The 21,461-nt window shown below is 60.6% G+C and carries 30 protein-coding genes and 2 pseudogenes; 16 read left to right on the top strand and 16 right to left on the bottom strand.

All coding sequences use genetic code 11. The features are described 5' to 3' along the window. Positions 1–192: 192 nt before the first annotated feature. Genes J2X71_RS24925 through J2X71_RS24915 form a run of 3 tightly spaced genes read right to left on the bottom strand, consistent with a single transcriptional unit; the run spans position 193 to position 2,419 of the window. On the bottom strand, positions 193–375 hold the full coding sequence (locus J2X71_RS24925; protein ID WP_310386241.1) for a hypothetical protein: 183 nt from the start codon (positions 373–375) through the stop codon (positions 193–195). Between the two features lie 33 nt (positions 376–408). Next, positions 409–1,839, bottom strand: a complete 1,431-nt coding sequence (locus J2X71_RS24920; RefSeq protein ID WP_310386681.1) for a DUF1254 domain-containing protein — start codon at positions 1,837–1,839, stop codon at positions 409–411. Positions 1,840–1,894: 55 nt separating this feature from the next. Beyond that, complete coding sequence (locus J2X71_RS24915; protein WP_310386239.1) at positions 1,895–2,419, bottom strand: hypothetical protein; 525 nt, start codon at positions 2,417–2,419, stop codon at positions 1,895–1,897. A gap of 152 nt (positions 2,420–2,571) precedes the next feature. On the opposite strand from J2X71_RS24915, the gene J2X71_RS24910 reads away from it, so the two are divergent. From J2X71_RS24910 to J2X71_RS24895, 5 genes and pseudogenes are all read left to right on the top strand, one after another. Beyond that, positions 2,572–3,585, top strand: a complete 1,014-nt coding sequence (locus J2X71_RS24910; protein ID WP_310386237.1) for an AraC family transcriptional regulator ligand-binding domain-containing protein — start codon at positions 2,572–2,574, stop codon at positions 3,583–3,585. Next, positions 3,582–3,847 (top strand): annotated as a pseudogene (locus J2X71_RS24905) (integrase); the annotation flags it as partial. The gene J2X71_RS24910 and the pseudogene J2X71_RS24905, both read left to right, overlap by 4 nt. Before the next feature lie 4 nt (positions 3,848–3,851). Next, positions 3,852–3,941, top strand: a complete 90-nt coding sequence (locus tag J2X71_RS38155; protein ID WP_405049750.1) for a hypothetical protein — start codon at positions 3,852–3,854, stop codon at positions 3,939–3,941. Between the two features lie 281 nt (positions 3,942–4,222). Beyond that, positions 4,223–4,447: pseudogene (locus tag J2X71_RS24900) on the top strand (TetR family transcriptional regulator); the annotation flags it as partial. Between the two features lie 152 nt (positions 4,448–4,599). Further along, the gene (locus tag J2X71_RS24895) at positions 4,600–5,517 is read left to right on the top strand and encodes a DUF1003 domain-containing protein (protein WP_115034727.1); all 918 of its coding nucleotides are present in this window, start codon (positions 4,600–4,602) and stop codon (positions 5,515–5,517) included. A 21-nt stretch (positions 5,518–5,538) separates the two neighbouring features. On the opposite strand, the gene J2X71_RS24890 is transcribed toward J2X71_RS24895, so the two are convergent. Genes J2X71_RS24890 through J2X71_RS24875 form a run of 4 tightly spaced genes read right to left on the bottom strand, consistent with a single transcriptional unit; the run spans position 5,539 to position 6,830 of the window. Further along, positions 5,539–5,916: a hypothetical protein gene (locus J2X71_RS24890; protein WP_310386234.1), complete on the bottom strand. Its 378-nt coding sequence runs from the start codon at positions 5,914–5,916 to the stop codon at positions 5,539–5,541. Further along, on the bottom strand, positions 5,913–6,095 hold the full coding sequence (locus tag J2X71_RS24885; RefSeq protein WP_310386232.1) for a hypothetical protein: 183 nt from the start codon (positions 6,093–6,095) through the stop codon (positions 5,913–5,915). Before J2X71_RS24885 ends, J2X71_RS24890 begins: the two co-directional genes overlap by 4 nt. A gap of 32 nt (positions 6,096–6,127) precedes the next feature. Next, positions 6,128–6,448, bottom strand: coding sequence for a DoxX family protein (locus J2X71_RS24880; protein ID WP_310386230.1), 321 nt, complete (start codon positions 6,446–6,448; stop codon positions 6,128–6,130). A 1-nt stretch (position 6,449) separates the two neighbouring features. Further along, on the bottom strand, positions 6,450–6,830 hold the full coding sequence (locus J2X71_RS24875) for a DUF4267 domain-containing protein (protein ID WP_310386228.1): 381 nt from the start codon (positions 6,828–6,830) through the stop codon (positions 6,450–6,452). A gap of 118 nt (positions 6,831–6,948) precedes the next feature. On the opposite strand from J2X71_RS24875, the gene J2X71_RS24870 reads away from it, so the two are divergent. Beyond that, positions 6,949–7,560 (top strand): TetR/AcrR family transcriptional regulator, encoded by a 612-nt coding sequence (locus J2X71_RS24870; protein ID WP_310386226.1) that lies wholly within the window; start codon positions 6,949–6,951, stop codon positions 7,558–7,560. Positions 7,561–7,594: 34 nt separating this feature from the next. Here the strand turns inward: J2X71_RS24870 and J2X71_RS24865 are convergent, their stop codons facing one another. Together J2X71_RS24865 and J2X71_RS24860 are read right to left on the bottom strand one after the other, a co-directional pair. Beyond that, the gene (locus J2X71_RS24865) at positions 7,595–9,193 is read right to left on the bottom strand and encodes a GMC oxidoreductase (RefSeq protein WP_310386225.1); all 1,599 of its coding nucleotides are present in this window, start codon (positions 9,191–9,193) and stop codon (positions 7,595–7,597) included. A gap of 234 nt (positions 9,194–9,427) precedes the next feature. Further along, positions 9,428–10,198 (bottom strand): alpha/beta hydrolase, encoded by a 771-nt coding sequence (locus J2X71_RS24860; protein ID WP_310386223.1) that lies wholly within the window; start codon positions 10,196–10,198, stop codon positions 9,428–9,430. A 203-nt stretch (positions 10,199–10,401) separates the two neighbouring features. Here J2X71_RS24860 and J2X71_RS24855 point away from each other — a divergent pair, with 203 nt between their 5' ends. Next, positions 10,402–11,403 carry an AraC family transcriptional regulator gene (locus tag J2X71_RS24855; protein WP_310386220.1) on the top strand — a complete coding sequence of 334 codons (1,002 nt, stop codon included), beginning with the start codon at positions 10,402–10,404 and terminating at the stop codon, positions 11,401–11,403. Here J2X71_RS24855 and J2X71_RS24850 read toward each other — a convergent pair. Then, positions 11,390–11,875 (bottom strand): RidA family protein, encoded by a 486-nt coding sequence (locus tag J2X71_RS24850; protein ID WP_310386218.1) that lies wholly within the window; start codon positions 11,873–11,875, stop codon positions 11,390–11,392. The genes J2X71_RS24855 and J2X71_RS24850 overlap by 14 nt on opposite strands. Before the next feature lie 329 nt (positions 11,876–12,204). Here J2X71_RS24850 and J2X71_RS24845 point away from each other — a divergent pair, with 329 nt between their 5' ends. Next, positions 12,205–12,753 carry an isochorismatase family protein gene (locus J2X71_RS24845; RefSeq protein WP_310386216.1) on the top strand — a complete coding sequence of 183 codons (549 nt, stop codon included), beginning with the start codon at positions 12,205–12,207 and terminating at the stop codon, positions 12,751–12,753. Positions 12,754–12,776: 23 nt separating this feature from the next. On the opposite strand, the gene J2X71_RS24840 is transcribed toward J2X71_RS24845, so the two are convergent. Beyond that, on the bottom strand, positions 12,777–13,580 hold the full coding sequence (locus tag J2X71_RS24840; protein WP_310386214.1) for a phosphodiester glycosidase family protein: 804 nt from the start codon (positions 13,578–13,580) through the stop codon (positions 12,777–12,779). A gap of 97 nt (positions 13,581–13,677) precedes the next feature. On the opposite strand from J2X71_RS24840, the gene J2X71_RS24835 reads away from it, so the two are divergent. Together J2X71_RS24835 and J2X71_RS24830 are read left to right on the top strand one after the other, a co-directional pair. Further along, positions 13,678–14,034 carry a hypothetical protein gene (locus J2X71_RS24835; RefSeq protein ID WP_310386212.1) on the top strand — a complete coding sequence of 119 codons (357 nt, stop codon included), beginning with the start codon at positions 13,678–13,680 and terminating at the stop codon, positions 14,032–14,034. Positions 14,035–14,161: 127 nt separating this feature from the next. Next, positions 14,162–14,584: a cupin domain-containing protein gene (locus tag J2X71_RS24830; RefSeq protein WP_310386210.1), complete on the top strand. Its 423-nt coding sequence runs from the start codon at positions 14,162–14,164 to the stop codon at positions 14,582–14,584. Positions 14,585–14,689: 105 nt separating this feature from the next. Here the strand turns inward: J2X71_RS24830 and J2X71_RS24825 are convergent, their stop codons facing one another. Further along, on the bottom strand, positions 14,690–15,874 hold the full coding sequence (locus J2X71_RS24825; RefSeq protein WP_310386208.1) for a serine hydrolase domain-containing protein: 1,185 nt from the start codon (positions 15,872–15,874) through the stop codon (positions 14,690–14,692). A gap of 62 nt (positions 15,875–15,936) precedes the next feature. On the opposite strand from J2X71_RS24825, the gene J2X71_RS24820 reads away from it, so the two are divergent. Continuing rightward, entirely contained in the window at positions 15,937–16,554 is a 618-nt protein-coding gene (locus tag J2X71_RS24820; protein ID WP_310386206.1) for a TetR/AcrR family transcriptional regulator, read from the top strand. A 304-nt stretch (positions 16,555–16,858) separates the two neighbouring features. Here J2X71_RS24820 and J2X71_RS24815 read toward each other — a convergent pair whose 3' ends face one another. The 3 genes from J2X71_RS24815 to J2X71_RS24805 all read right to left on the bottom strand — a co-directional run bounded on the left by J2X71_RS24815 (position 16,859) and on the right by J2X71_RS24805 (position 18,645). Beyond that, positions 16,859–17,233: a hypothetical protein gene (locus tag J2X71_RS24815; RefSeq protein WP_310386204.1), complete on the bottom strand. Its 375-nt coding sequence runs from the start codon at positions 17,231–17,233 to the stop codon at positions 16,859–16,861. A gap of 295 nt (positions 17,234–17,528) precedes the next feature. After that, positions 17,529–18,038 (bottom strand): GNAT family N-acetyltransferase, encoded by a 510-nt coding sequence (locus J2X71_RS24810; RefSeq protein ID WP_310386202.1) that lies wholly within the window; start codon positions 18,036–18,038, stop codon positions 17,529–17,531. A gap of 121 nt (positions 18,039–18,159) precedes the next feature. Further along, positions 18,160–18,645 (bottom strand): GNAT family N-acetyltransferase, encoded by a 486-nt coding sequence (locus J2X71_RS24805; protein ID WP_310386200.1) that lies wholly within the window; start codon positions 18,643–18,645, stop codon positions 18,160–18,162. A 420-nt stretch (positions 18,646–19,065) separates the two neighbouring features. On the opposite strand from J2X71_RS24805, the gene J2X71_RS24800 reads away from it, so the two are divergent. The 5 genes from J2X71_RS24800 to J2X71_RS24780 all read left to right on the top strand — a co-directional run bounded on the left by J2X71_RS24800 (position 19,066) and on the right by J2X71_RS24780 (position 20,916). After that, a complete protein-coding gene (locus J2X71_RS24800) occupies positions 19,066–19,275 on the top strand; it encodes a cold-shock protein (RefSeq protein WP_007819041.1) in 210 nt (69 codons plus the stop codon). 128 nt (positions 19,276–19,403) lie between these two features. Then, on the top strand, positions 19,404–19,694 hold the full coding sequence (locus J2X71_RS24795; protein WP_310386198.1) for a cold-shock protein: 291 nt from the start codon (positions 19,404–19,406) through the stop codon (positions 19,692–19,694). A gap of 28 nt (positions 19,695–19,722) precedes the next feature. Continuing rightward, the gene (gene rpsU, locus J2X71_RS24790; protein WP_007819039.1) at positions 19,723–19,971 is read left to right on the top strand and encodes a 30S ribosomal protein S21; all 249 of its coding nucleotides are present in this window, start codon (positions 19,723–19,725) and stop codon (positions 19,969–19,971) included. A gap of 39 nt (positions 19,972–20,010) precedes the next feature. Continuing rightward, positions 20,011–20,217 carry a hypothetical protein gene (locus J2X71_RS24785; protein WP_310386195.1) on the top strand — a complete coding sequence of 69 codons (207 nt, stop codon included), beginning with the start codon at positions 20,011–20,013 and terminating at the stop codon, positions 20,215–20,217. Positions 20,218–20,520: 303 nt separating this feature from the next. After that, positions 20,521–20,916, top strand: coding sequence for a hypothetical protein (locus J2X71_RS24780; protein ID WP_310386193.1), 396 nt, complete (start codon positions 20,521–20,523; stop codon positions 20,914–20,916). A 35-nt stretch (positions 20,917–20,951) separates the two neighbouring features. On the opposite strand, the gene J2X71_RS24775 is transcribed toward J2X71_RS24780, so the two are convergent. Beyond that, a complete protein-coding gene (locus J2X71_RS24775) occupies positions 20,952–21,413 on the bottom strand; it encodes a transposase (protein ID WP_405049749.1) in 462 nt (153 codons plus the stop codon). Between the last annotated feature and the right edge of the window lie 48 nt (positions 21,414–21,461).

Genomic DNA, 21,461 nt, shown 5'->3' with positions numbered 1-21,461 from the left:
CGTTATCCATCTCCGTCATCGCTGTGGGAATCTGTCACGACGACGTTTAAGGCGGGCTCGCCGACAGCCGTGGCCGCTTCTGCGCGCAAGCGGATATTGTCGAAGGATAAGGCTGCTTTGCGCCCCCAGAGTGTCATAGGGAGCTAGCTAGCCCAGCCCCGAAAGCGGACAAGCAGATCATCGCATGGGGCTTTATGCATCAGCAAACAGATCAATCTTGTCCGACACGGCGACGCCCGGTGAGAAGGGCGTCGTCATCTCATAGGTCTGTGCGGAAGCCGTCGTATCGGCGGATAAGATGACCAAGCCTGGCAATACCGCGGCGGTGGCGCAAAGTAGTTTCGTCGTGGTGGTCGTCGCTCTCTTCTCATTCACATCCGGTACCGCGCACCAGCATGGTCGGGACAATTACTGCGCCACGACGGCCGGCGGCTGCCACGTTCCTTCGCCGGCCGGCAATATGGACGGCGCTTCGGTCTTCGGCCAATACAGGCGCATGACGAGATAGATCGTGTCATTGGGCGCAGGCAGCCAGTTTGCTTCCTTGTCCGCGCCGGGGTTGTCCTTCTGGATATAAAGTGTGAGCGAACCATCCTCGTTCTTTTTCATGCCCGGCAACATTGGCGAGTTGATGAGGTAGCGATCGATCGGATTCTTGATCAGGAGCTGGCTCTTGCCGTCATACATCGTGACCGACCAGAAGGAGTTCACCGGCGGCAGTTGGCCGGAGGGGAAGGTCAGTATGTAATTGTGCTTGCTTCCGTCGAGCGTCTGGCCTTGGCTATCGACGCGCGTGAACGGATAGGTCGCTTCCTCCGGGTCATTGCCATAGATGCCGGCCTGAGCAGCGACGGCGCGTTTCAACCAGTCACCATTGTAGTGCGCACTGTCTCCTGCAAGACCGCTAACCCGCCAGCCATTGATCGCCTTGCCGGCATTGTCGACGGCCTCGTCGACCTTCCGCTGGCCCTCCTTCATGCCGAGGCCAATCTCCAGCTTGTGCTCCAGTGGCAGATCCTTGAAGTCAAAGGACTTACCCAGCCCGATGCCGAGGCGTGCCAGCTTGGCCCTTATCTCCTTCTCATTGCCCTGCGCCGGCGCGAATTGCAGAGCGAAGTCGAGATAGTCGAAGAAGTTGGTCTTCGCGAGTTCTTTGTCGATCTTGGGGAAGTCGATGGTTGGCGCGGCCGCTGGGGGCGTCTGCTTCAGAAAGGCCGACAGCATCTGCACCTTGTAGCCAGCCTGCACCTTCTTGACGTTGTCGAGATCATCCGGGCCAAAAAGCTGGGTGCGATAACCTGCGAGGGAAAACTGCGTGCTCGAACGAAAAACCTGCTTGATGCCCGCCGGGGTGTCACCCTCCCAGTCAGGTCCGACCACCATGTAGTCGCCGGCATCGCTCCCCGTGGCTCGGGTGCCGATATAGCCGTAATTGTAGGTATTGCCGTCACAGAGCATGACAGAGTAGTAGCGCTTCGGGTCGATCGCCGGCACCGAAAGCACCACCGGTTCAGCTCGCAAATCCAGCCAGACGAAGGAATACGGCGTGTCGCTGTTGGGCGTGACGATTGCCGTGTCCTTGTAAGTGTAAACGTTGGGCTCGTTCTTGATTTGGTTGAACGGCGCCTTGAACTGCCCTGAATTGCGGTCTACCGCGTACTCGTACATGATGGCATAGTTCATCACGAGCGGCAGGCCGTAGATCAAGCCTTCCTCGGCAATGTCTTTGGCCTCGACAATATCTGGATAGCTTTGCGCCATCAGCAGGCTTGGCTTCACAATCGCGGCGCCAGCAGCGATCGCCGCGGCCGAGCGAAGTAGATCTCGCTTCGTCAACATTTGCCTTACTCCTCTTAGGTCGTGTCGAAGTCGGTTGCCTCGCTTCAGGCTGAGGCTAGTAAAGAACAGCGCGTCGGAAGCCACGCCTTGCCACGCCCGCATATGAAAGCGGCGTCAGCGGCATGCCGATGATGTCGATGAACACGGAAACCTTCGAGCCCTTCTCCGGCATCTCGCCGCCAACCACCTTCAACGTGTAGGTCAAGTTCTGGCCGTTCAGTTCCGGATTCTCCAGGACGACGACGACCTGTTGGAGCTTGTTTGCTTCGAGGATGGACAGGTCTGCATTCGGCGGATCAGAGAGGAAGCTGTCCTTGCCCTTGCTCCAGAAAGGCACAAACGCTGTCGTATCCATATTCCCGGCAATGCGCTCGGGGCGGTCAGAGAAAAACAATGTTGTAGCGCCAATGCCTTCGAGCGTCAGCTTGTTCGCCGCTTTGTCGAAGATCATCGCGCTTGCGGTCTGGACGAACAGGAAGTCAGCTACGTCATCGGCTGCTCCCGCCAGTCGGGGCCTAAGCGGCACCGCTGTCGCCGCAACGGCTGTGGCTGCGATCAGCAAGTTTCGTCTGGTCGTCATGGTCTTCCCTCCGGTTGATACAGCAGAAATTCTTTCGGAAGCAGGCTTCTTTGCTTGCGCGACACGCACGTTTTACTGCACTAATCACTATTCCTAATTTTGAAACCACTCATTTTACGCCACGGTTGCAATATTTCTGGAGCAATGCATGCATGGCTGAGATTCCCGTTATCTCCAACCGCATATTGCATGGCATGCCGGCCTTCATACGCCATGAAATGGGACCAAAGGCACTACTCCAGGCCAATCGCGCCGTAGGCTTTGATCTCGAACTGATTGAGGGCGAGAACTGCTTCATCCCGCACGCGGCGGTGATCGGCTTTGTCGAAGCGGCTGCACGCGCTGCCGGTGAGGCCAACTTTGGGGTTCTGATTGCCCCGATGATGAACGTCGCTAACTACGGCAGCTACGGACGCTACGTGATGGGTGCCGGCACCCTGGGGAAGGCCATCGAGCGCGCCATCTCCGGTCTTTGCTTTCATAGTACGGATGACAGGATGTCGGTCGCGATCGTCGGCAACGAGGTACGATACAGCTATGTCTTTGCGCTAGCCGGCCGTACCGGGTGGGGCAACACCGCGTGCGCGGCGGCGGGCGTCCTGCTTAGCCTCTTCAGGGCTTATTTGCCCCCTGACTGGCGACCGCTGCGCGTCGAGCTTGATACCGATAGGCCAAGCCAGACGAGACTTTTTGAAGACGTCTTCCATTGCCCGGTCCATTTCAACGCACCCGCGGTGACCATCGTCACGGAACGCCATCATCTGTCCGCCATGGCGAGGAGCACTTCATGGCCGATCGTCACCATCGAGGATGTGGCGCGAGACCGGCGGGGCGGTGCTCCAAGGGATTTGCTCAACGTGATCTTGGAGCAGATCCGGACCCAGGTTCTCACCGGCAGCATATCGATCGATAGCACGGCACTATTGATGGACACCAGTGTCCGAACACTGCAACGTGAGCTGAATCGGGCCGGCACCGATTTTCGCAGCTTGGCGAACGTAGTCAGGGCACAGCGAGCCACGGAATTACTCCGGCATACAAACGATTCGATCACGCGCGTATCGGCGGAACTGGGATATTCGTCCCCAGCCAATTTCGCTCGCGCTTTCCGAAAGGCAACCGGCAATGGGCCGAGGGAATTTCGCTCCGAAGGAGAACTCAAATAGGTATTGCACAACACGATCCTGCAGTTACTAGGCCGTCCTGCATGGAACGCTGGCCGAAAGGTCAGCGTCAAGAAACCACTGAAGCAGCGCGAGATCTGGGCGATCCGCTTCTTCCTCGACCGAGAGGCGCCTGAGAGATCGCGCGCTGTTTGATCTCGCGATCGACAGTAAGCTCCGAGGCTGCGGTCTTGTTAAGGTCAAGATCGGAACCCTCGTCACAGGTCAAGAAATTCGAATCCGCGCCATGGTCGTCCAGCAAAAGGCTCATGTACTCTGATCCTCGGGGACTAAACCTGTGGAACTCGATTGCACACGGCACTCTTGAGCGCGGTATGATCAATGCAGTGATCTCGTGATCCATTCTTTGCTTGTACTTGGCCTGTGGGGATCAACTGGCCGACCACCGGAAGAAGAAGGCGGCTGGAGGCTGAGGGAGGTGGGAACCTGCCCGAACTGTCGTACGCGTTGTCGTCGAAGCTCCGTGACCAGTTGAAGGCGGCTTTTCCAGCGTGACTTCCCAGAGCCCGCCAGTCTGCTTCCGGCCCCAAAGCGGACAAACGCTCAAATCGAAATCACCACCACACCAACCAAGCCAACAAACACACCAAGCCCCGGCAGATGCCGATAGTCGCGGTGTGCCGAAGCCGATACGAGATCGGAACTACGAGCCGGTTTTGAGGCCTTGGCGGCAGCGGTATCCCCGTTTTGCGCCGATGCGGAAATCGTGACGGAAACCTTCTGGGCGGCCCTTCACGGGCTTGTCGCGCTCGAACGTTCCGGCCGCATCAGGCCCGGCATGCGCGACCAGCGTATCGCGCTCGTCATCAAGGCGATCGCGGACGAGGGAGGCAACCCAACCTGACCGACGCCGAGGTCCGCTGTGTAGGATGAAGGCGGCTGCGCGACACACTATCGCGCCTCCAGCAGCCCCCTCAAACTACGGCGAAATCCATGTCACAATCCTGTTGGAATTGACGACTAGACGGGCGAAAAATCGGCAGCGAGGATCAGCACATGGCAGAAGAGAAGCCCCTGGATTTAACAGGAGAAATCGTCGACTTCGATGCCGGGCACGGAGAGGCCGCCACCGTCGAGATGGACGACTATTCCAAGAGCCTGGCGCAGGCGAAGGCAAAGTCCGTCAAGCTGGTGGACGCGATCACAGGCCACACACTGAAGAAGAAGGACGCCTTCCATTTTGACGATCTGCGTCCCGCGCTTGCAGATTTCGTGCGGCAGAAACACCCTGGCATCCGCTCGGACGACTATATCAGCCGCAAGATGGTCGATGACTATCGCGGCCAGTACATTGCCGAATTGCTGCGCGACGAACGCGGCGAGCTCTCCAACCTCGAAGACGAGGTCGTCGAGAGCCTGAAGACCCACGACACGCTCGCCGAAAACATCGAAGAGGATTACGAGGAACACCGTTCGCTCGGCGATCGTGTCGCCGATGTCGTCGCGACCTTCGGCGGAAGCTGGACCTTCATCATCTCCTTCTGCTTCTTCCTCGCCGTCTGGATGGGCATCAACCTGCTGCTTGGCGAGAAGGCTGCCTTCGATGTCTATCCCTTCATCCTGCTGAACCTTATCCTTTCGACCATTGCCGCCCTGCAGGCGCCGATCATCATGATGAGCCAGCGCCGCCAGGAAGCGAAGGACCGGTTGCGGGCGCTCAACGACTACAAGGTCAATCTCAAGGCCGAGCTGGAAATCCGCCATCTGCATGAAAAGGTCGATCACCTGTTGAACCGGCAGTGGGAACGGCTGACGGAGATCCAGCAGATCCAGATCGAAATGATGCTGGAACAGGCCAAGGCCGCCAATCGGGCACTGAAGTTGAGCAAGGCGCAAAAATCCAAGACCAATGCGCTCAAGAGCCTCTTCAGCACCAAGCCCACGGCGGACGAGACCGACGAAAAGGGGGAATAGCCGGTCCAGCCGGTTCGGCGATCACCATGAGTTGAGGCCGAGATCGCGCTTGCCGTTCATGACGCGCACGGAGTTCGGGCCGGTCTTGTTCCAGGTCTCGCAGATTTCCTTTCCGGCGTCCCGGCCGCCCTTCCAGGTTCGGCAAAACTTGTTGCCGGCGATGTGCCAATTGCCTTCGATCGGGATCACATCGCCGTTGTCGAGCTTGACCTGACCCTTGGCGGTCCCGTCCTTCGATATGGACAGCGTGCCGCTATATCCTTCCTTCGACCCACCAAGGGTGAGTTCCTTGCCGTTTGACAACAGGGCCGTCAGTTCCTTGCCGGTCATCGCGGTCGCGGCGATTGCGGGGAATGCGCCGAAAACAAGGATCGTTGCGAGAGCTGCGATGAGCTTCATGGTTCTTCCTCCACCTGGATATTGATGATCTTCGACTGCGTGGCCCCAACCTGCCGGGGGAATGATGCACTCCAGGTGCCGATAACAACAATTAGCCATTGCTGATTATGGTATGAAAGATCATTGGCGCCCGGAAAATGTTCTAACAGATGTTGTGCTATCCTGAATTGTGCAACCATGTTAATCCCGTCAGGGTATATGCCCATGGTGCTCAGGATGAGATCGTGGCAAGAGCGATCAGGCTGACGAAGACACTCAGCGGCGGAAGGTGCTGAGTGTTGCGGTGGCGCAGAACAGTGAAGATCGCGGCTGCGATGACGACCGCCCCAAGCGCCAGGCCGGGAATGCGGCTGACGGGAAGCGCAATCAGGGCGGCGCTCGATATTTCAAGTCCGCCCGTCAAAATACCCCACCAGCGCGGATAGCCCCACCGGGCAAAATCGCTTCGCGTGCCTGATGTGCCGATCGCATTGACGATCCCCGCGCCTGACAATGCGACGGCCAGGAACCAGAGTGAGAGAACATGAACCATCTCAGTGCGCACCTGTGATCATGGGAATGGCAGCCAGGAGCATGATTGCGGCCGTGAGGCCATGAATGCCGAAGGCGCTCTTGGCGGAGCCTTTCGCTGCGAGAATGACCAGCATGTCGCCGACGGGGATCATTGCCTCGATCAGCAGGACTATGCCGATCTCGCGTTGGACACCCCACAGCATGAAGGCAAGCACGAGCAATCCCGCCACGATGTCGCGAACGCCCTTGAGGCGAAGCCACGAGGGGATGTCAGGGTCATCTCCAGGAAGCGGCAGGCCAAAACTGCGCACCATGGTCGTCGGGCTCGCAATATAGCCGGTGCCGATCGCGATAATTGCGAGGGCCACAAGCAGTCCGATCCCATTCAGAAGCCAATCCATCACGCCATCCTTCTAGCGGTTTGAAATAATCTAGCAGTGCTAGATGTAAGCTAGCGTTGCTAGATATTCAAGCCGTGATATGATCCTAATGTCGGCGGGCGGGGCATGGAGGTTGGGAATGGGTATCGCAGAGCGAAAAAGCCGGGAACGCGCCGATCGCGAAGATCGTATCGTCGCGGCAGCCCGTGCAATTGCGGAGACCGAGGGATGGGATGCCGTCACGATCCGCCGCCTGGCCAAGGAGATCGAATACAGCCAGCCGGTTCTCTATTCACATTTCGAGAACAGGGACGCGATCGTAGCGGCAGTCGCAGTCGAGGGCTTCAGGGAGCTCACGGCCGTTCTTCGGGCGGCAGTGGACGGGGCGAACGACCGACGAGATGTCCTCACGGATGTCGCCATGGCCTATTTTGCCTTCGCGCATAGCCGCCCGTCGCTCTACCAGGCCATGTTTATCCTCCCGACCCAATTGCGGTTCGCGGAAGCCGACACGCGAGTGGAACTTCGGGCCGGTTTCGAGGTGCTGGCAGCAGCGGTCTCTCCGTTTTGCGCCGATGCGGAGATCGTGACCGAGACCTTCTGGGCAGCCATTCACGGGCTTGCTGAGCTCGAACGGTCGGGCCGCATTCGGCCCGGCATGCGTGACGAACGCATCGCGCTCGTCGTTCGGGCGATCGTGGATGGAGGAGGCAACCCGCCGAGCCGTGGTCCACTTCATCAGGGCGAATGACTGCTGGTGCCGGCCAGGGCGGAGGAAGCTTGAACTACCCCTGCAATTCCCCCTTCAGATGATCCGCCAATCGCAGCGCCAGCGCCACCGCCGGCAAGGTCGGGTTGGCCTGTCCGGAGACCGGGAAGACCGAGCTGCCGGCGACATAGAGGTTTTCGAGGTCGTGGCAGCGGCAGTTGCCATCGACGACGCTCGAACGGGGCGAGGCGCCCATTCTGGTGAGCCCGATCTGGTGGTAGCCGTCGAGCGCCTGGCGGCGGACGGCGGTTTGCAGGCCGTCTTCGGGATGGAGCCATTCGAAGGTGCCGATCCGCCGTTTGCCGATCCATTCCGCCAGGGCATGGTGGCACCTGATCAGCGAGGCGAGATCTTCCTCGTCGAAGTCGAAACTGACGGCCAGGCGCTTGAGGCCGGTTTCATCGACCTCGGAGCTCAGCCGCACGCGGTTGGAGGCGACCGGTCGCTGTTCGCCATGATAGGCGAGCCAGTAGAGATGTTCGCCGTTCTTCACGAAGAAATTCGGCTGCCGTTCGGATTTCAGCGCTGCCGTCGTCAGCTGCAGGGCGGCGTTGAAGCTCTGCATGGGGTTTGCGACCATAGCGGACAGCGAAGCAGTGTCGGATACGCTCGCCTTGAAGGACAGCCGGCGCATCTTGCGCCTGCCGGTGATCGCCCTGAACATGTTCAGCGTGGCGCGGGCGCCCGCCGTCGCGTAGACCTCTTCCAGCGGCGGGCTGCGCAGCCAGAAGACGCTGTTTAAAAGATCGTGCTCGTTCTGCAGGGCGATGCTCGGTATCAGCCGCGAGCGGAACCAGGCGCCGGTGCCGTTGCGCCGGAAGAACATCTTTTCCATGAAGCTGCGATCGGTGAAGCGGATGCGGGCAAGCTCGCCGGCCAGATGCCCCATGTAATAGCGCCCGAGCGGGCCATCGACGCCGCCGAAAAGCCGCGGCGCGATTTCCTGTGCTGCCAGTAGCAGGCGGGCATTTTCGCGCCCGCCGCAGGCCAGCACGAAGATCGTTGCCCCCACGGAATGCAGCTTGCCGCGATGCCACACCATGAGCCGTTTCGTGCGGGCGCCTTCGCGATCGAGATCGAGCCCGATCACGGTAGCCTGGGTGACGAGGTGCAGGTTCGGCAGGCTTTCGATCAGCGCCCCATGCGCCTTGGCCATATCGGGCTCGCGGGCCCAGCTCTCGATCGAGGGTTCGAACTCACCTTCCATGTCAGGCATCTCGACGTCAGGTAGTTCGGCGCCGAGAAAGGTGCGGGCATCGTCATAATAGGCCCTGAAGGCGCTGTGCTCGATCGGCCAGCGGGCATCGCCGCGCGCCGGCCTGCCATCGAAATCGCTGTCGTCGAACTCCACGCACCGGCCGCCCCAGGCTTTCGAGGTGCCGCCGACTGCACGGCGGATCGTCAGGCTCGCTTCGGCATGGTGGGCGGTGCTGATGGAGGCCGCAGCCGCCAGCCGGTTCGTCTTTTCCGAGATGGCCTTGCCACCGGATTCCAGGAGCGCGACCGAAAGCCCCGACCGGGCAAGCGCGATGCCCAGCGCCAGACCGACAGGCCCGGAGCCGACGACGCAAACATCGACGCGCCCCGCGAGCAGGTTTTGAAGCGACGAAATCATTTCACCACCCCGGCTTATGATGGCGGGATCATAGCCGGATTTCACGAAGCGGTATAATGCAATCTTGCGAAATTCAGCCTTTGGTTGTCACGAGGCGCTGCCTGGGGGTGGGCGCGCCTTTCCGGGTGTGTTTGCGTTGCGCTTCAAGCGGCACTTTCCGTCATGCGGCCTTTTGCCCTGCGTTTTCAGCGGGAGAGAGGTACTCCCGGCACGGTGGCGCCGGGAGCAATATCGTCAGTTCGTGAGCGCGGCCTTTTCAATGACCGAAGCGACTTCCTCGGCATGGACGACGAGGGAGGCGTGGCTGCCAGCCACCTCCGTGGTCTCAGCCTTGATCCTGGCCGCGAACAGTTTCTGGGTCTCCGGTGCGATTACCTTGTCCTTCGTGCTGATCACATAGAACGTCGGCTTGTCGTGCCAAGCCGCGATATCGACCGGAGCCTCGTAGGCTGTGTGGTTCAGCGGAAGCTGCGAGTTTGCCAGGGATTCGGCAATCTTCAGCGGAAGGTCCGCCGCGACCGCCGTCGGAAACACTTTGGGATCGATATAGAGGTTGCCCTTGTCGTCGGGATGAATTGCATTGGTGCCTTCGGTTGCCGGGCCGTTCTTGGCCAGAGCCGCCAGAGATTCTCCAACGTCAGGCGCGAAGGCGGAGACATAGACGAGCGCGGAGACCTTGGGATCGTCACCGGCTTGCGTGATGACCACGCCGGCCCAGGAGTGACCAACGAGGACGGTCTTGCCGTTCTGCTTCGCCAGTGCCTGCTTGGTGGCATCGACATCCGCAGCCAGCGACGTGAGCGGATTTTCGACCAGCGTTACGTTATAGCCCTTCTTCGTGAGGATATCGGCAACGGGCTTCCAGCTTGTCTGGTCGACGAAAGCGCCATGGACGAGCACGATATTGTGCGCCGCCCCCTTGGGTAGACCAGCCGATTGGGCGGGCGCGGCAAACGCTGCCCCGGCGACGAGAACTGTGGTGGCTAAGAGTAGTATATTTCGCATTGCTTGCTCCTGTTTGGATGCCGACAACCCCGACCCACGAAAAGGGGCAGGCACTTGGGTACGTGTTGCGGCAGTTAGCCAGATTGCTTGCTGGGTGACCTGTTGGCTCACGTCGACACGGAATAATACGAAGGGTTCCGGGACGTTAGGCCCCGATCGTCCGGATATTGTGTCCGACCGTACGGCGGACTAACATCAGGGGCATGGACATCCTCGCCGAAGTGCTCGATCGCGTTCGACTGAGCGGCACCCTGCTCTTTCACTTCGAGCTCGGTCATCCCTGGAACCTGGCCTTGCCGGAGCGCCCCTACGCCCTGTTCCATTATCTCAGTCGTGGCACAGCCACCCTCGCGCTCGAACATGGGCAAGAGCTCCGCATGGCGGAGGGCGATCTCGTCGTCATCACACGCGGCGAGCCCCATTTGATTTACTCGGATAGTCGGACGAAGCCATTCCTGGTTACGGACCTCGATCGACCCGCACATCTTGGCGTCGTGCGTCACGGAGGCAGCGCGCAGCCGCTCTCGACGATGATCTGTGGCAATTTCATTCTCTCGTGGCCCGCGCGCGGTAGCGTGATGGAACTGCTTCCGCCCGTACTTCTCCTGAAGCCGGCGATAGACGGTGACTGGCTTGAGGCGATTCTGCGCCGCATGGTGAGCGAGTCGGCGCTTGAACGTCCCGGCCAACGCGTCGCGCTCTCGCGAATGACAGAGGTGCTCTTCGTCGAGGTGTTGCGAAGCTGGATCAAATCTCTCCGGCCAGGAGAAGGCGGATGGCTTGGGGCGATGGCCGACCCCTATATTGGACGAGCGCTTGAGTTGATCCACGAACGACCGGATCGGCCCTGGACACTTCGCGACCTCGCACATCGCGTGGGGCTCGGCCGCTCGGTGTTTTCGGCTCGCTTCACCAAGCTCGTCGGCCAGTCCATGCAGCGCTATCTGATTGCGCGCCGGATGTCGGAAGCTGCGTTCCTACTGGAAACAAGCGATGAGGGGATTGCCCGGATCGCAAGCCGCGTCGGCTACGAAACCGTCGCGGCGTTCTCGAAGTTGTTCCATCGGCACCACGGCCTGTCACCCGGCCGCTATCGAGCAACTCGGCGCACTGACGGCCGCCCAAGGCCAGGGGAATTTCCTGATCAGGAGTCGCTGACCGATCTTGACCAAGCTGACGTCCAAGCCGTCGCTAAGGCCGTATAAGAACCTCAGCTTCAATCTCGACGGGAAGATCAAATGGCAGGCCTGCCACGCCTATCGCGGAGCGGGCGTGGGATCCGCGTTCGCCGCCGTAAACCTCTGCGATAAGGTCGCTGAACCCATTGATAACGAGTGGATATGAGTTGAAGGAGGAATCTGTATTCACCATGCCAAAGACGCGAAGCCAGCTGTCCACCCGGTCCAGATCACCCAACGCAACTTTCAGGCTGGCTAACATTGCCAGTGCGGTCAGGCGAGCGGCATGGTAGCCTTCTTCCAACGACAGATCTTTCCCGACCTTTCCGAGCGGTCCAGCAATCGACCCGTCTAAATTGAGCGGTCCGTGTCCGGAAATATAAGCCCTTGACCCTGAAATGCGGACCCAGGGGAAGGAGAGTTTCACGCCAGGCGGAAGGGCGATCGGCGCCGGAAGTTCTAGTCCCAACCGTTGTAGCTGGCTTTCGATATGCGACATTGGGTGATTGGCTCCTGTTGTTGTTTGGGAAGTTCCAACGAGACGCGTGGCGCCGGATCGGCATATCTCATGTAGATAGCGACTTCACCTGGCGGGTTGTATGGCTGGACCAGCACGGACATTGACGAACTGGTCAATGCCCGCAGCCCGGCTAACCATCCAGCCCATGCAATGTGGGCAGAAATGATGTCTGCTGGCGCAGAAGTGATGTGTGCTGGCGCAGAAGTGATGACTCGTCGAGCCCGTTGTCCTGTTTTGCAAGGGACTTGGCCGGCAGCAGATGCTAAAGCTTTTCCAGAGCCTTCAAGGCGGCAAAGGAGCAGGGAACCATGACCAGCGCACTCCTTATCATCGACATGCAGATGGTCATGCAGGAGCGGCTCGATGCCGGGCGCGAGCGGGTAAATGGCGAGGCGGGAGAGAATATCGCAGCCCTTGCCGCAGCCTTCCGCGCCGCCCGCAGGCCGGTCATCCATATCCGTCATCGCGAGGCCGACGAGAGTTCGGCGCTCCATGAAAATGCACCGGGATACCAGCCGATGCCCTGCGCGAAGGCGCGGGAGAACGAGCCCGTCTTCGTCAAGTCCACGTCGTCGGCCTTTGCCTCCACCGAGCTCGAGGGCTATCTGCACGAGGTCGGCATCACGCATCTGGTGGTGGTGGGCGCGGTTGCCGGTTTCTGCGTCAATACCACCGTGCGCGCCGGCTCCGATCTCGGCTTCAAGATGAGCGTCGTCAGCGACGCCGTGCTCGGCTTCGACCTGCCGGATGCGCATCTATCGGCCCGAGCGATCTTCGACGTGACGATGGCGCATCTGAAATCCGATTTCGCCGAGATCGTCGAGACGCGGCAGCTGACGGCCATGCAGCCTGCTTGATGGGGCGGGCCTGAGTTCATCGCCTAGCCCTGTTTCTCGCCCACCAGTCCGAGGATCGGCCCGTAGCCGCCGTGCCAGGATGTATCGTTGCGGCCGAGCGCCGGATTATAGAGCCCTGTGCCGTTTCCGCCGTCGAGGAAGAGCGCGTCGGGGCATTTGAGTTCGTCGCGGAAGAAGCTCGCGAAATCGTGGAAATTCACGTCGCCTTCGCTGATGACGAAGCGGAGCGTGCCGTCGGCTGAGAGCCCGACACCGTTGCGGCGCGTGCGGTCGCTCGAGCCGGGTATGAAGATCGGATTGATCTTGCCCGCGATGACGAGCATCGGGCCGGATTGGGTGGCGAGGCGCACCTTGCGCTCCTGCTTCAGGAAATCCTCGGTAGGAATGATGTGCGGGCCGGCCTCGTCGAGAAAGAAGATGCCGTTCGGTGTCTTGTAGAAATTCGGCACCGGGCCGGAAACCTTGGGTGGCGCCTCCGTATTGGCCGGGATCAGCTCCCTGCCATCCTCGACATAAAGCCCCATCGGCGTGAAATCCTCGCGGTACATCCCGGCATTCATGGCAAAGAGGAGCCGATGTCCTTCACTGCTGACAGTATCGGCAACGCCCGAAAACCTGCGATAGGGCTTGCCCCCGGCATCCTTCCAGAACAGGCGCAGATCCGCCTTTGCGGGATCGACATCGCAGACGATATAGGCGGCGCCTTCGAAGCTTTGGCGCGTGCAGGGGTCAGCAGGGGCCGGCGCGCCGCCTGCATCGGAAGTCTCGGCCCTGGCGGCAAACGCGCCGGCAAGGAACAGGGCAAAGGCGAACATGGTGCGAAGCATGGCATCTCCTGACTCGTAACCCGTGACTCGTAGCTGATGACGGGGAAAGAAGGCGAGAGCGAGGATCAAATTAACGTCTGCCTGCGAAGCTTGCCGCATGCACATGCTGACCGACCTGCTGCCATGGATATTGGCCCTGCCGCCCGCCCTTTGGGAGACCGGACGGGTCCGGAAGACCTATGGCGCAGCGCTCGGCGCAGTTGCCGGTATCATCGTCTTCGGCGGCATTTTCCTCTGGGTGGTGGCACTGGCATTGGTCATCTCCGACCTCGATATGCGGTTGGGTCCTGTCGTGGTGCTGCAGGCGCTCTGCCTGCTGGTCGCACCGCCGGCGGTCACCTGGTGGGTCGGGCGGAAGTCGAGCCTTGCCGCCGGCATTTTCGCAGGCATCGCCGCGGGCTTTTGCCTCCTCTTCGTCACGAGCGTCATCTGGCTTGCCGTGGAGGGCGTCTGAGCAGCAGTGCGGGAGAGGCCGGTTGGTCAGCGCCAAACCCAGCGGTCAATTCAAGCCCCATTTGACCAGCCGCACCCGCGGTGTATCCTGCCCACAGGCCAGTGACATAACCGCAAAGGGTGCGCTCATGGAGACGATCAGGATCGGCGGTTTGGCGCTGGAATTCCTGCACAGCAAGGATGATACGGCCGGCAGCGTCGATCTTTTCCGCATGACGGTCGCGCCGCAGGCAAAAGTGCCGGCGCCGCATTATCATGAGAGCTGGGATGAAGTGGTCTATGGTCTCTCGGGTACGCTCACCTTCCGCATCGACGGCGCCGATCATGTGATCGGTCCGGGCGGATCGGCCTTCGTTGGCCGCGGCGTGGTGCATTCCTTCCGCAATGACAGCCAAGAGCCGGCAACCGTCTTGAACGTCCTGACCCCCGGCGTGCTCGGCCCTGCCTATTTCCGCGAAATTGCCGATCTCATGGCCGCCGGCGGGCCGCCCGATCTGGAGAAGGTGAAGGCGATCATGAGCCGCTACGGGCTGGTGCCGGTAGCGGGCTAGGCGGCGGCCACAGCATCGGCCCGAAAATCGGAATCGATTTTCGGAAAGCCTGATGCGTCGGTTCAAAGGTCAGCGTCCTCCAGCGAGGATGGCCACCGCAGTCCGTCATGCCGCGAGCGTTCCCACGAAATCCGCATAGGCTGCCTTGCGGATATCGGTCTTGAACTGGCCCCACATGCCCTCCAGCGCCGTGTTGGTCAGCGTCAGCACGGTCAGCCCGTTGGCGGGATCGATGAACCAGTTGTGGCCATAGGCGCCGCCCCATTGCAGCGTGCCCGGCGCCTGTGGCGAGGCATCGGCCGCCGGATCTGCGAGCACTGCCCAGCCGAGGCCGAAACCCCAGCCGGGGCCATCGGACTGGGCGGATGCGCCGATGCGGTCGCGCCGCATTTCGGCAAGGGTCTCCGGTTTCAGGATGCCGCCGCCATCGGTGCGCATCGCCTCGAAGAAGCGCAGCATGTTGTCTGCCGTGCCGACCATGCCCGCACCACCCGAGGGATAGGCGGAAGGCGCAAGCGCGCGCGACGGCGAGAAGATGGCATTGCCCGTGGTGCTGCCATCACGCATGGCCTCCGGCTCAGGCGTGCCGTCCAGATAGGGTTTGACCAGACGTTCCGGCGCGCGGGCCAGAAAGCCGGTATCGGCCATGCCGAGCGGGCCGGTGACATGCCTTGCGACGATCTCCTGCAGCGGCGCATCCGCCACGCGCTCCAGAACCGCGCCGATCACATCGATGCCGAGCGAATAGCGCCAGGCGCTGCCGGGCGCAAAGGCGAGCGGGGCTTCACCCAGCCGGCGGATATTCTCGTCCAGGTCGAAATCCACGAGGTCGAGCCCGTCGGAAATGCCGAGCCTGCGATAGGCGCCCTCCGGCCCCTCGATGAAGCCGTAGCCGAGGCCGGATGTGTGGGTCAGCAGATGTTCCAGCGTGATGACCGGCCGGCTGCCATCGGCAAGGGCCGGGCGGAAATCCGGCAGGGTGGCGGTGACGGGATCGGAGAGCCTGATCGCGCCCGTCTCGACGAAATGCATGGCGGCAGCGGTGACGACCGGCTTGGTGAGCGAAGCGAGCCGGAAGACCAGCGAGGCTTCCATCGGGCGGCCGGCTTCGCGGTCGGCAAGGCCGGCGGCGCGGCGATAGACCATCTCGCCGTCCTTCAGCACGGTCACGACGGTGCCGACGATGCGCCGCTCGGCGATGGCGCTGTCGATCGCCCGATCCAGCGCCGGCGATCTTTTTTTCGCCTCCGATCTTTGCTCTGGACCCGATATTTTCTCTGGAATAGACATCACGATCCTCCTATTATCACAATGACCACTCCAGAATAACGGAGCGCCCAAGGATTTCAAGAGTGATCACTGTGATAAATGAGGAAAAGCGCCGCCGCGGCCGTCCACCGGCTTTCGACCGCGCCGAGGTGCTTAGCAGGGCAGCCATCCTCTTCTGGCAGCGCGGTTATGAGGGCACCTCGATTTCGGACCTGACGGAGGCCATGGGCATCACGCCGCAAAGCCTCTATGCCGCCTTCGGCTCCAAGGCGGAGCTCTACCGCGATGCGGTGAGCTGGTATCTGCACAATGTCGGCGAAAGCGGCTGGCAGGAAGCAGAAGACGTGGTCGATGCCTTCCGCACGCTGCTCGAGGACACGGCCGTCAATTTCACCCGACCCGGCTATCCGCCCGGCTGCATGATCTCGACTGCGGTGCTGACGGCCGCCGTCGAGAATATCGATGTCGCCGCCCATATGAGCCAGCTGCGCGAGGCCAATGTCGGCCGCTTCGTGGAGCGTTTGCGGCGCGCCATCAGTGAAGGGCAATTGCGCCCGGATGCCGATGTGACCGCGCTCGCCCGCTTCCTCGGCGCGATCATCCAGGGCATGGCGGTGCAGGCGCGGGATGGCGCGGATACGGCGACCTTGCGGGATATTGCCGACATGGCGATTGCGCAGCTGGAGCACTGGCGGGTGTGATGGTGGAGGCGGCGGGTTCCTTTCCGCTGTCGTTGACCGCAGCTTACCCTAGGGGAAGCGGGACGGATTCCACCCAGACGAGCTTCACGTAACGGAATACACCCTTGAATCCGTTCAGTTTTCTCGAAAATCTTCGCAATCCCGCAAAACATCACCCGATTGGGGGTGGCGATTGCCCAGCTAACGGCTAGGGTGAGGTCGGCCTTGTGGAGCTGGGCCGACTTGACGCGACTTGGAGGCCGTCCTTCCCGACGAGCCTCCTTTTTTATGTGCCATCGCCCGGCCGTGCGCGGGCGCACAAAAACTACCGGGCGTGAACGCCCAGCAGCTCGAACTCGTCGATCAGGCCGACCACCTTTTCGCCATCGAATGTCTCAGCGCCGATGATGCTTTTTCCGTCATATTTCTCGGCCTGCAGGATGATGACGTATTTGTCTTCCTGCCGGAAATAGCCGTATTGCGGGATTTCGATGTCGATCGGCTTTCCATAGCTGCGGTCATCCTGCCCGGTGGCAAAGATCGCGGTTCCGTTATCGACATCTTCGGGTGCGGCACCCCGGCCGATCAAAAAGCCCGAGCTCGGCAGGGCCGGCCACTTGGCGGCGCCACTGAAAAGCATGGCGGCGCTGAGTGCTACGGCGAGCGCCCTGATGGTCTTGAACTCAGTTGCCTTTGCCATGGTCCACTCCTGCCATGCGAAGAAGGGCGAGGGGGCTTCATTCTATGAATTCGCCCTGCAGCCGGAAGTTCCCAAAAACCGCCAACCGGCGGCAAGGGCAAGACAGAAGAGCCGCACTGCACAATTTTATTCGCGATGGCGCATATAGGGCACAGCGGCTCGGCCGCCGGCATCTGGTAGCCGGATACCGGTTGCTGAATACCGGTTGCGGGGCAGAGCGCTTCAAACCGGCTCTCACTCTTTGTTTCATGCAATTCCGGACGCAAAACCGCTACACATTTTTGCCGGAATTGCTTTAGTCGTCCTGATCCGCTTCGCGTGTCATCTCTACCATTGTCGGGCGAAAGCCCATGGCGGCGAATAGGCTGCGGGCGGTCTCGTTGCGGTAGGCGGTGGAGAGCACGAAGCGTTCGGCGCCGAGGGATTTCAAGCCGGCCATCGCCGCTTCCAGCAGCATGCGGCCGAGGCCTTCGCGCCGCCGCGCCGGATCGACGAAGAGATCGTGGATGACGCCCGCCGGCCCGCGCAGCGACATGTAGTCGAAACCTTCCGATGCGGCATAGGCATAGCCGAGCAGCGCGCCGTCCTCTTCGGCGACGATCACGATGACGTCGGGTTGTGCGAGCTGGCTTTTGAGGAACTGCCCGTATCGCATCGGGGTGCTTTTGGCCGCTTCGATGAAGCGCTTGGCGTCCAGTTCGTGGTGCAGCGCGACGAGCAGGGCGCCGAAGCCGCCGAGAATGTCCATATCGCCTGGTGTGGCGGGGCGGATCTTTACAGCATGTTCAACCGGCTTGGTCGCCATATGTGATTCCATTGGGCTTGGCTCGCGGCGCTCGGGATGCGCGGAGATCCTTCCTACATCGCGGCTGGTTCCAAGGCCATATCTTCCACGCGTGATGAAGCCTTAGGCTGCCAGACGCCGGCTATCCGGCGATGGCCGGGCCGGGCACATATTCCGGAAACTCGGCCGCGCCCCGGCTCAGCGCCTTCACCATCAACAGCCCGTCGTCGAAATATCCGTTTCTCTGATAGAACTGATGCGTGCGCTCACGGCCGAGGATCATGGCGAGGCGGATGACGGCGCATTCCGTGCGCTCTGCTTCCGCCTCCATCCAGGCCATCATCGCCGCACCGATGCCGCGGCTGCGCAGTTCCTCGTCGACGGAGAAATTGTCCACCTCCATATATTTGCCGCACCAGAGCTGCGTGCCGATCCAGAAGCCTGAGATGCCCACCATGCGCTCGCCCATATAGGCAGCGATGCAGCGGTAATTGCCCTGCGCGATCATCGCCGACATGCGATCGCGGAAGACGGCCTCGCTCAAATGGCCGACCTGGCTGTTGAGCGGAAAGATCGTCGCGATTTCATCCATGCCGAAAAGCTCGCGGATGATGATGTCCCCGGACATGACACGCCCCCTTGTCACTATCGTCAGACTGCATCCGATCGGTGTCGTCGTCCAGGGCGGAGCCGGTGTTCCCAGCGAATCTCCACCACCTGTGGGGGAGGTGGCCGGCAGGACAGAGGGATGGCCACACGGCATACGGTCAGCTTTTTCGACGTTCCGCAGCCCTCCAGCAGCAAGAACGCGAGCAAATATTCCGGCGCTAAATCAGCCGTTTACAGCCGGAACTTGCCAGCGATTTTAAGTTTTTCTGCTGATTTCTGTTGCCAAATTTAAATTTGACCTTATATTGCCTTCATCGACCATTGCTTGTGACGTCGTTGAAGAGCCTATGCGCTCTCGTCAGATTTCCTTCCAAATAATCGACCCAATCCCGCAGGGTATCGCGGGGAACTTCAACGGTTGCTTTGAAAGGAGATCGTTATGAATACAGGTACAGTCAAGTGGTTCAACGCCACCAAGGGTTTCGGTTTTATCCAGCCGGATAACGGCGGCACCGACGTTTTCGTCCACATTTCTGCAGTTGAACGCGCAGGTCTGCGCTCGCTCGCCGATGGACAGAAGGTCACCTACGACATCGTGCAGGACCGTCGCTCGGGCAAGAGCTCTGCTGACAACCTCCGCGCTGCCTAAGAATTTGTCACGACTTCGCGCGACCACGGATGTACTGGCGCGCGGAGACGATGACAGAGGCCAGAAACTGGCCGGGGAAGGTCGGGAGTAGTCCCGGCCTTTTATTTTGATTTCATGTGGAGAACGATATGGTAAACCGTCGTTACCGGCCGGGTGACACCATCATGCTCAAGCATGGCGTTCTCGGCAGCGTCCAGCCCGCGGGCTCGGGCAACATTCTATCCGTCCTGCCGGCCGCGCAGGGCTTCGTCCATTATCGCGTCCGGTTCCAGAGTGAGAATTTCGAGCGCAGCATCCGCCAGGATGATATAGACGTCGCGGCATCGCCCTCGGCGCCCCTGCCTACCGAAGTGCGGGCGGCTTCCGAAAGTTCAAAATCGAGCTGGATCAATTCGAATTCGATCCGCATCAGGAAATAACAGCAGCAAAGCTGATTAAGGAGAAATCTTGCAGGTACTCGTCCGAGACAACAATGTCGATCAGGCCCTTCGTGTGCTCAAGAAGAAGCTGCAGCGCGAAGGTGTGTTCCGCGAAATGAAGGAACGCAGCGCCTATGAAAAGCCGTCGGAAAAGCGCGCCCGCGAAAAGGGCGAAGCGATCCGCCGCGCCCGCAAGCTCGCCCGCAAGCAGGCGCAGCGCGAAGGCCTGCTGCCGGCACCGAAGAAGAAGGTGATGCCCGCTCGCGGCGGTCGCTGATCTTTTCGCGGTCTCCCGATCCATCGAGAAGGAGGAAACATGACCGACACGAAGGACACGTTCTTCAAGCCCGAAAAGCTTTCGCCGCAGGCGAAGGCCGAGCAGACGACGTCTGTCGCCAGGGACATCCTCGAAAGCGAAGCTGCCGCAAGGCAGAAGAAAACGGAAAAGCTGCGCGCGCTGAGGCTAGCCCAGCCAGCCCCCGAGGCGCCGGCAAAGAAGACCAGGGCGCCGAAGAAGGGGTAGGGGCTTTTGGGCCTCGCCTTGCTACGGCTTTGGTATGATTGATGATTTTGAAGCGGTGCTCTTTTGGGCGCCGCTTTTTGTGTTTGACTTGCTGCCAGGCCGAAATGGGTAGCCGAAGGACTGGCTGAACACCTTCGGCACGACCCGGACTTCGGCGGGGCAGACAAGGCACTCCAAAGCTGACCGGGCTGCACGTCCTAACTGTTCATTTACCACAGCGCAAACTTCGCGGCTCGATGCTCGCATAAATTGATATCACCACGCGATACTGTCAAAACAATCAGCAAACTTCGGGGGAATGTTATGCTGTGGAGACTATTCGCAGTGGCGCTTTGTCTCTTGCTCCTGAATTGCGTCTATCTTCTCTACAGCGATGAGCCCTCGGTCGAGATGTTTGTCGCCGGCGTCATGCAGCTTTTGGGCGCTGCGGCCGTGCTCAGCTATGGCTTTGACCTTGAGATCATAGACCGGCGATATTGGAGCCACTTTTCCAAGATCTATGCCGCCTATATCGCCTATTGTATCGTCCAGCCGCTGTGGACTCTTTGGGGCATATCGACGTCCCACGACGATTCCGCTACCCTCTCCTTGCTATGGACGGCCGCTGGAGTGGCACTCGTGCTCATTGCTACGCTCGGCTATTTCCAATGGCTCGCCATGTTGCGTTGTTCGCGGGGAGAAGCCGCAGGCCGGCGGTAATTGCACCCGCCGGCACCCCAACTTCCCTCATCAAGTCAGTTGCTGACAGGATCGTTGAGTGCTCTCAGTCTTGCATTGGCGACGACGATGATGTGTCGCATGACGGCATTGATGGCGAGGCGTTTTGGCTTTCCGGCCTTGACGAGGTTTTTGAAGATATCGGCAAAGCGGTTGTTGCCGCGTATGGCCGCAAGCGCTGCCGTGAAGAGAGCCGGCCTGATGTGGCGGCGTCCTCCAGTGATGGTTCTGTAGCCGTTGCGTGTTCCGCTGTCGCGTGGATGGGGAGCGCAGGCCGCCAGGCTTGCAGCCTTGCGCCGGTTGATCTGTCCGAGTTCGGGCATGCTGGTGATCAGCATCGTCGACAGGACGGCACCTATACCGGGAATGGCGCGCAGGATGGCCTGACGCGCCTTCAGCTGCCGGCTGCTTGCGACGATGGCCTCGATCTCCGGCCTTGGTGCCGAAGGACCGGATGAAGGCCTTGACCTTGGCGGCATCGGCACGATGGGTGGGAATGGCGAGGCTTTCGAGGACCTTTATCAGCA

This window comes from Rhizobium sp. 1399, assembly GCF_031455475.1.
Taxonomy (GTDB): Bacteria; Pseudomonadota; Alphaproteobacteria; order Rhizobiales; family Rhizobiaceae; genus Rhizobium.
This window is presented reverse-complemented; position numbering and strand designations above follow the sequence as displayed.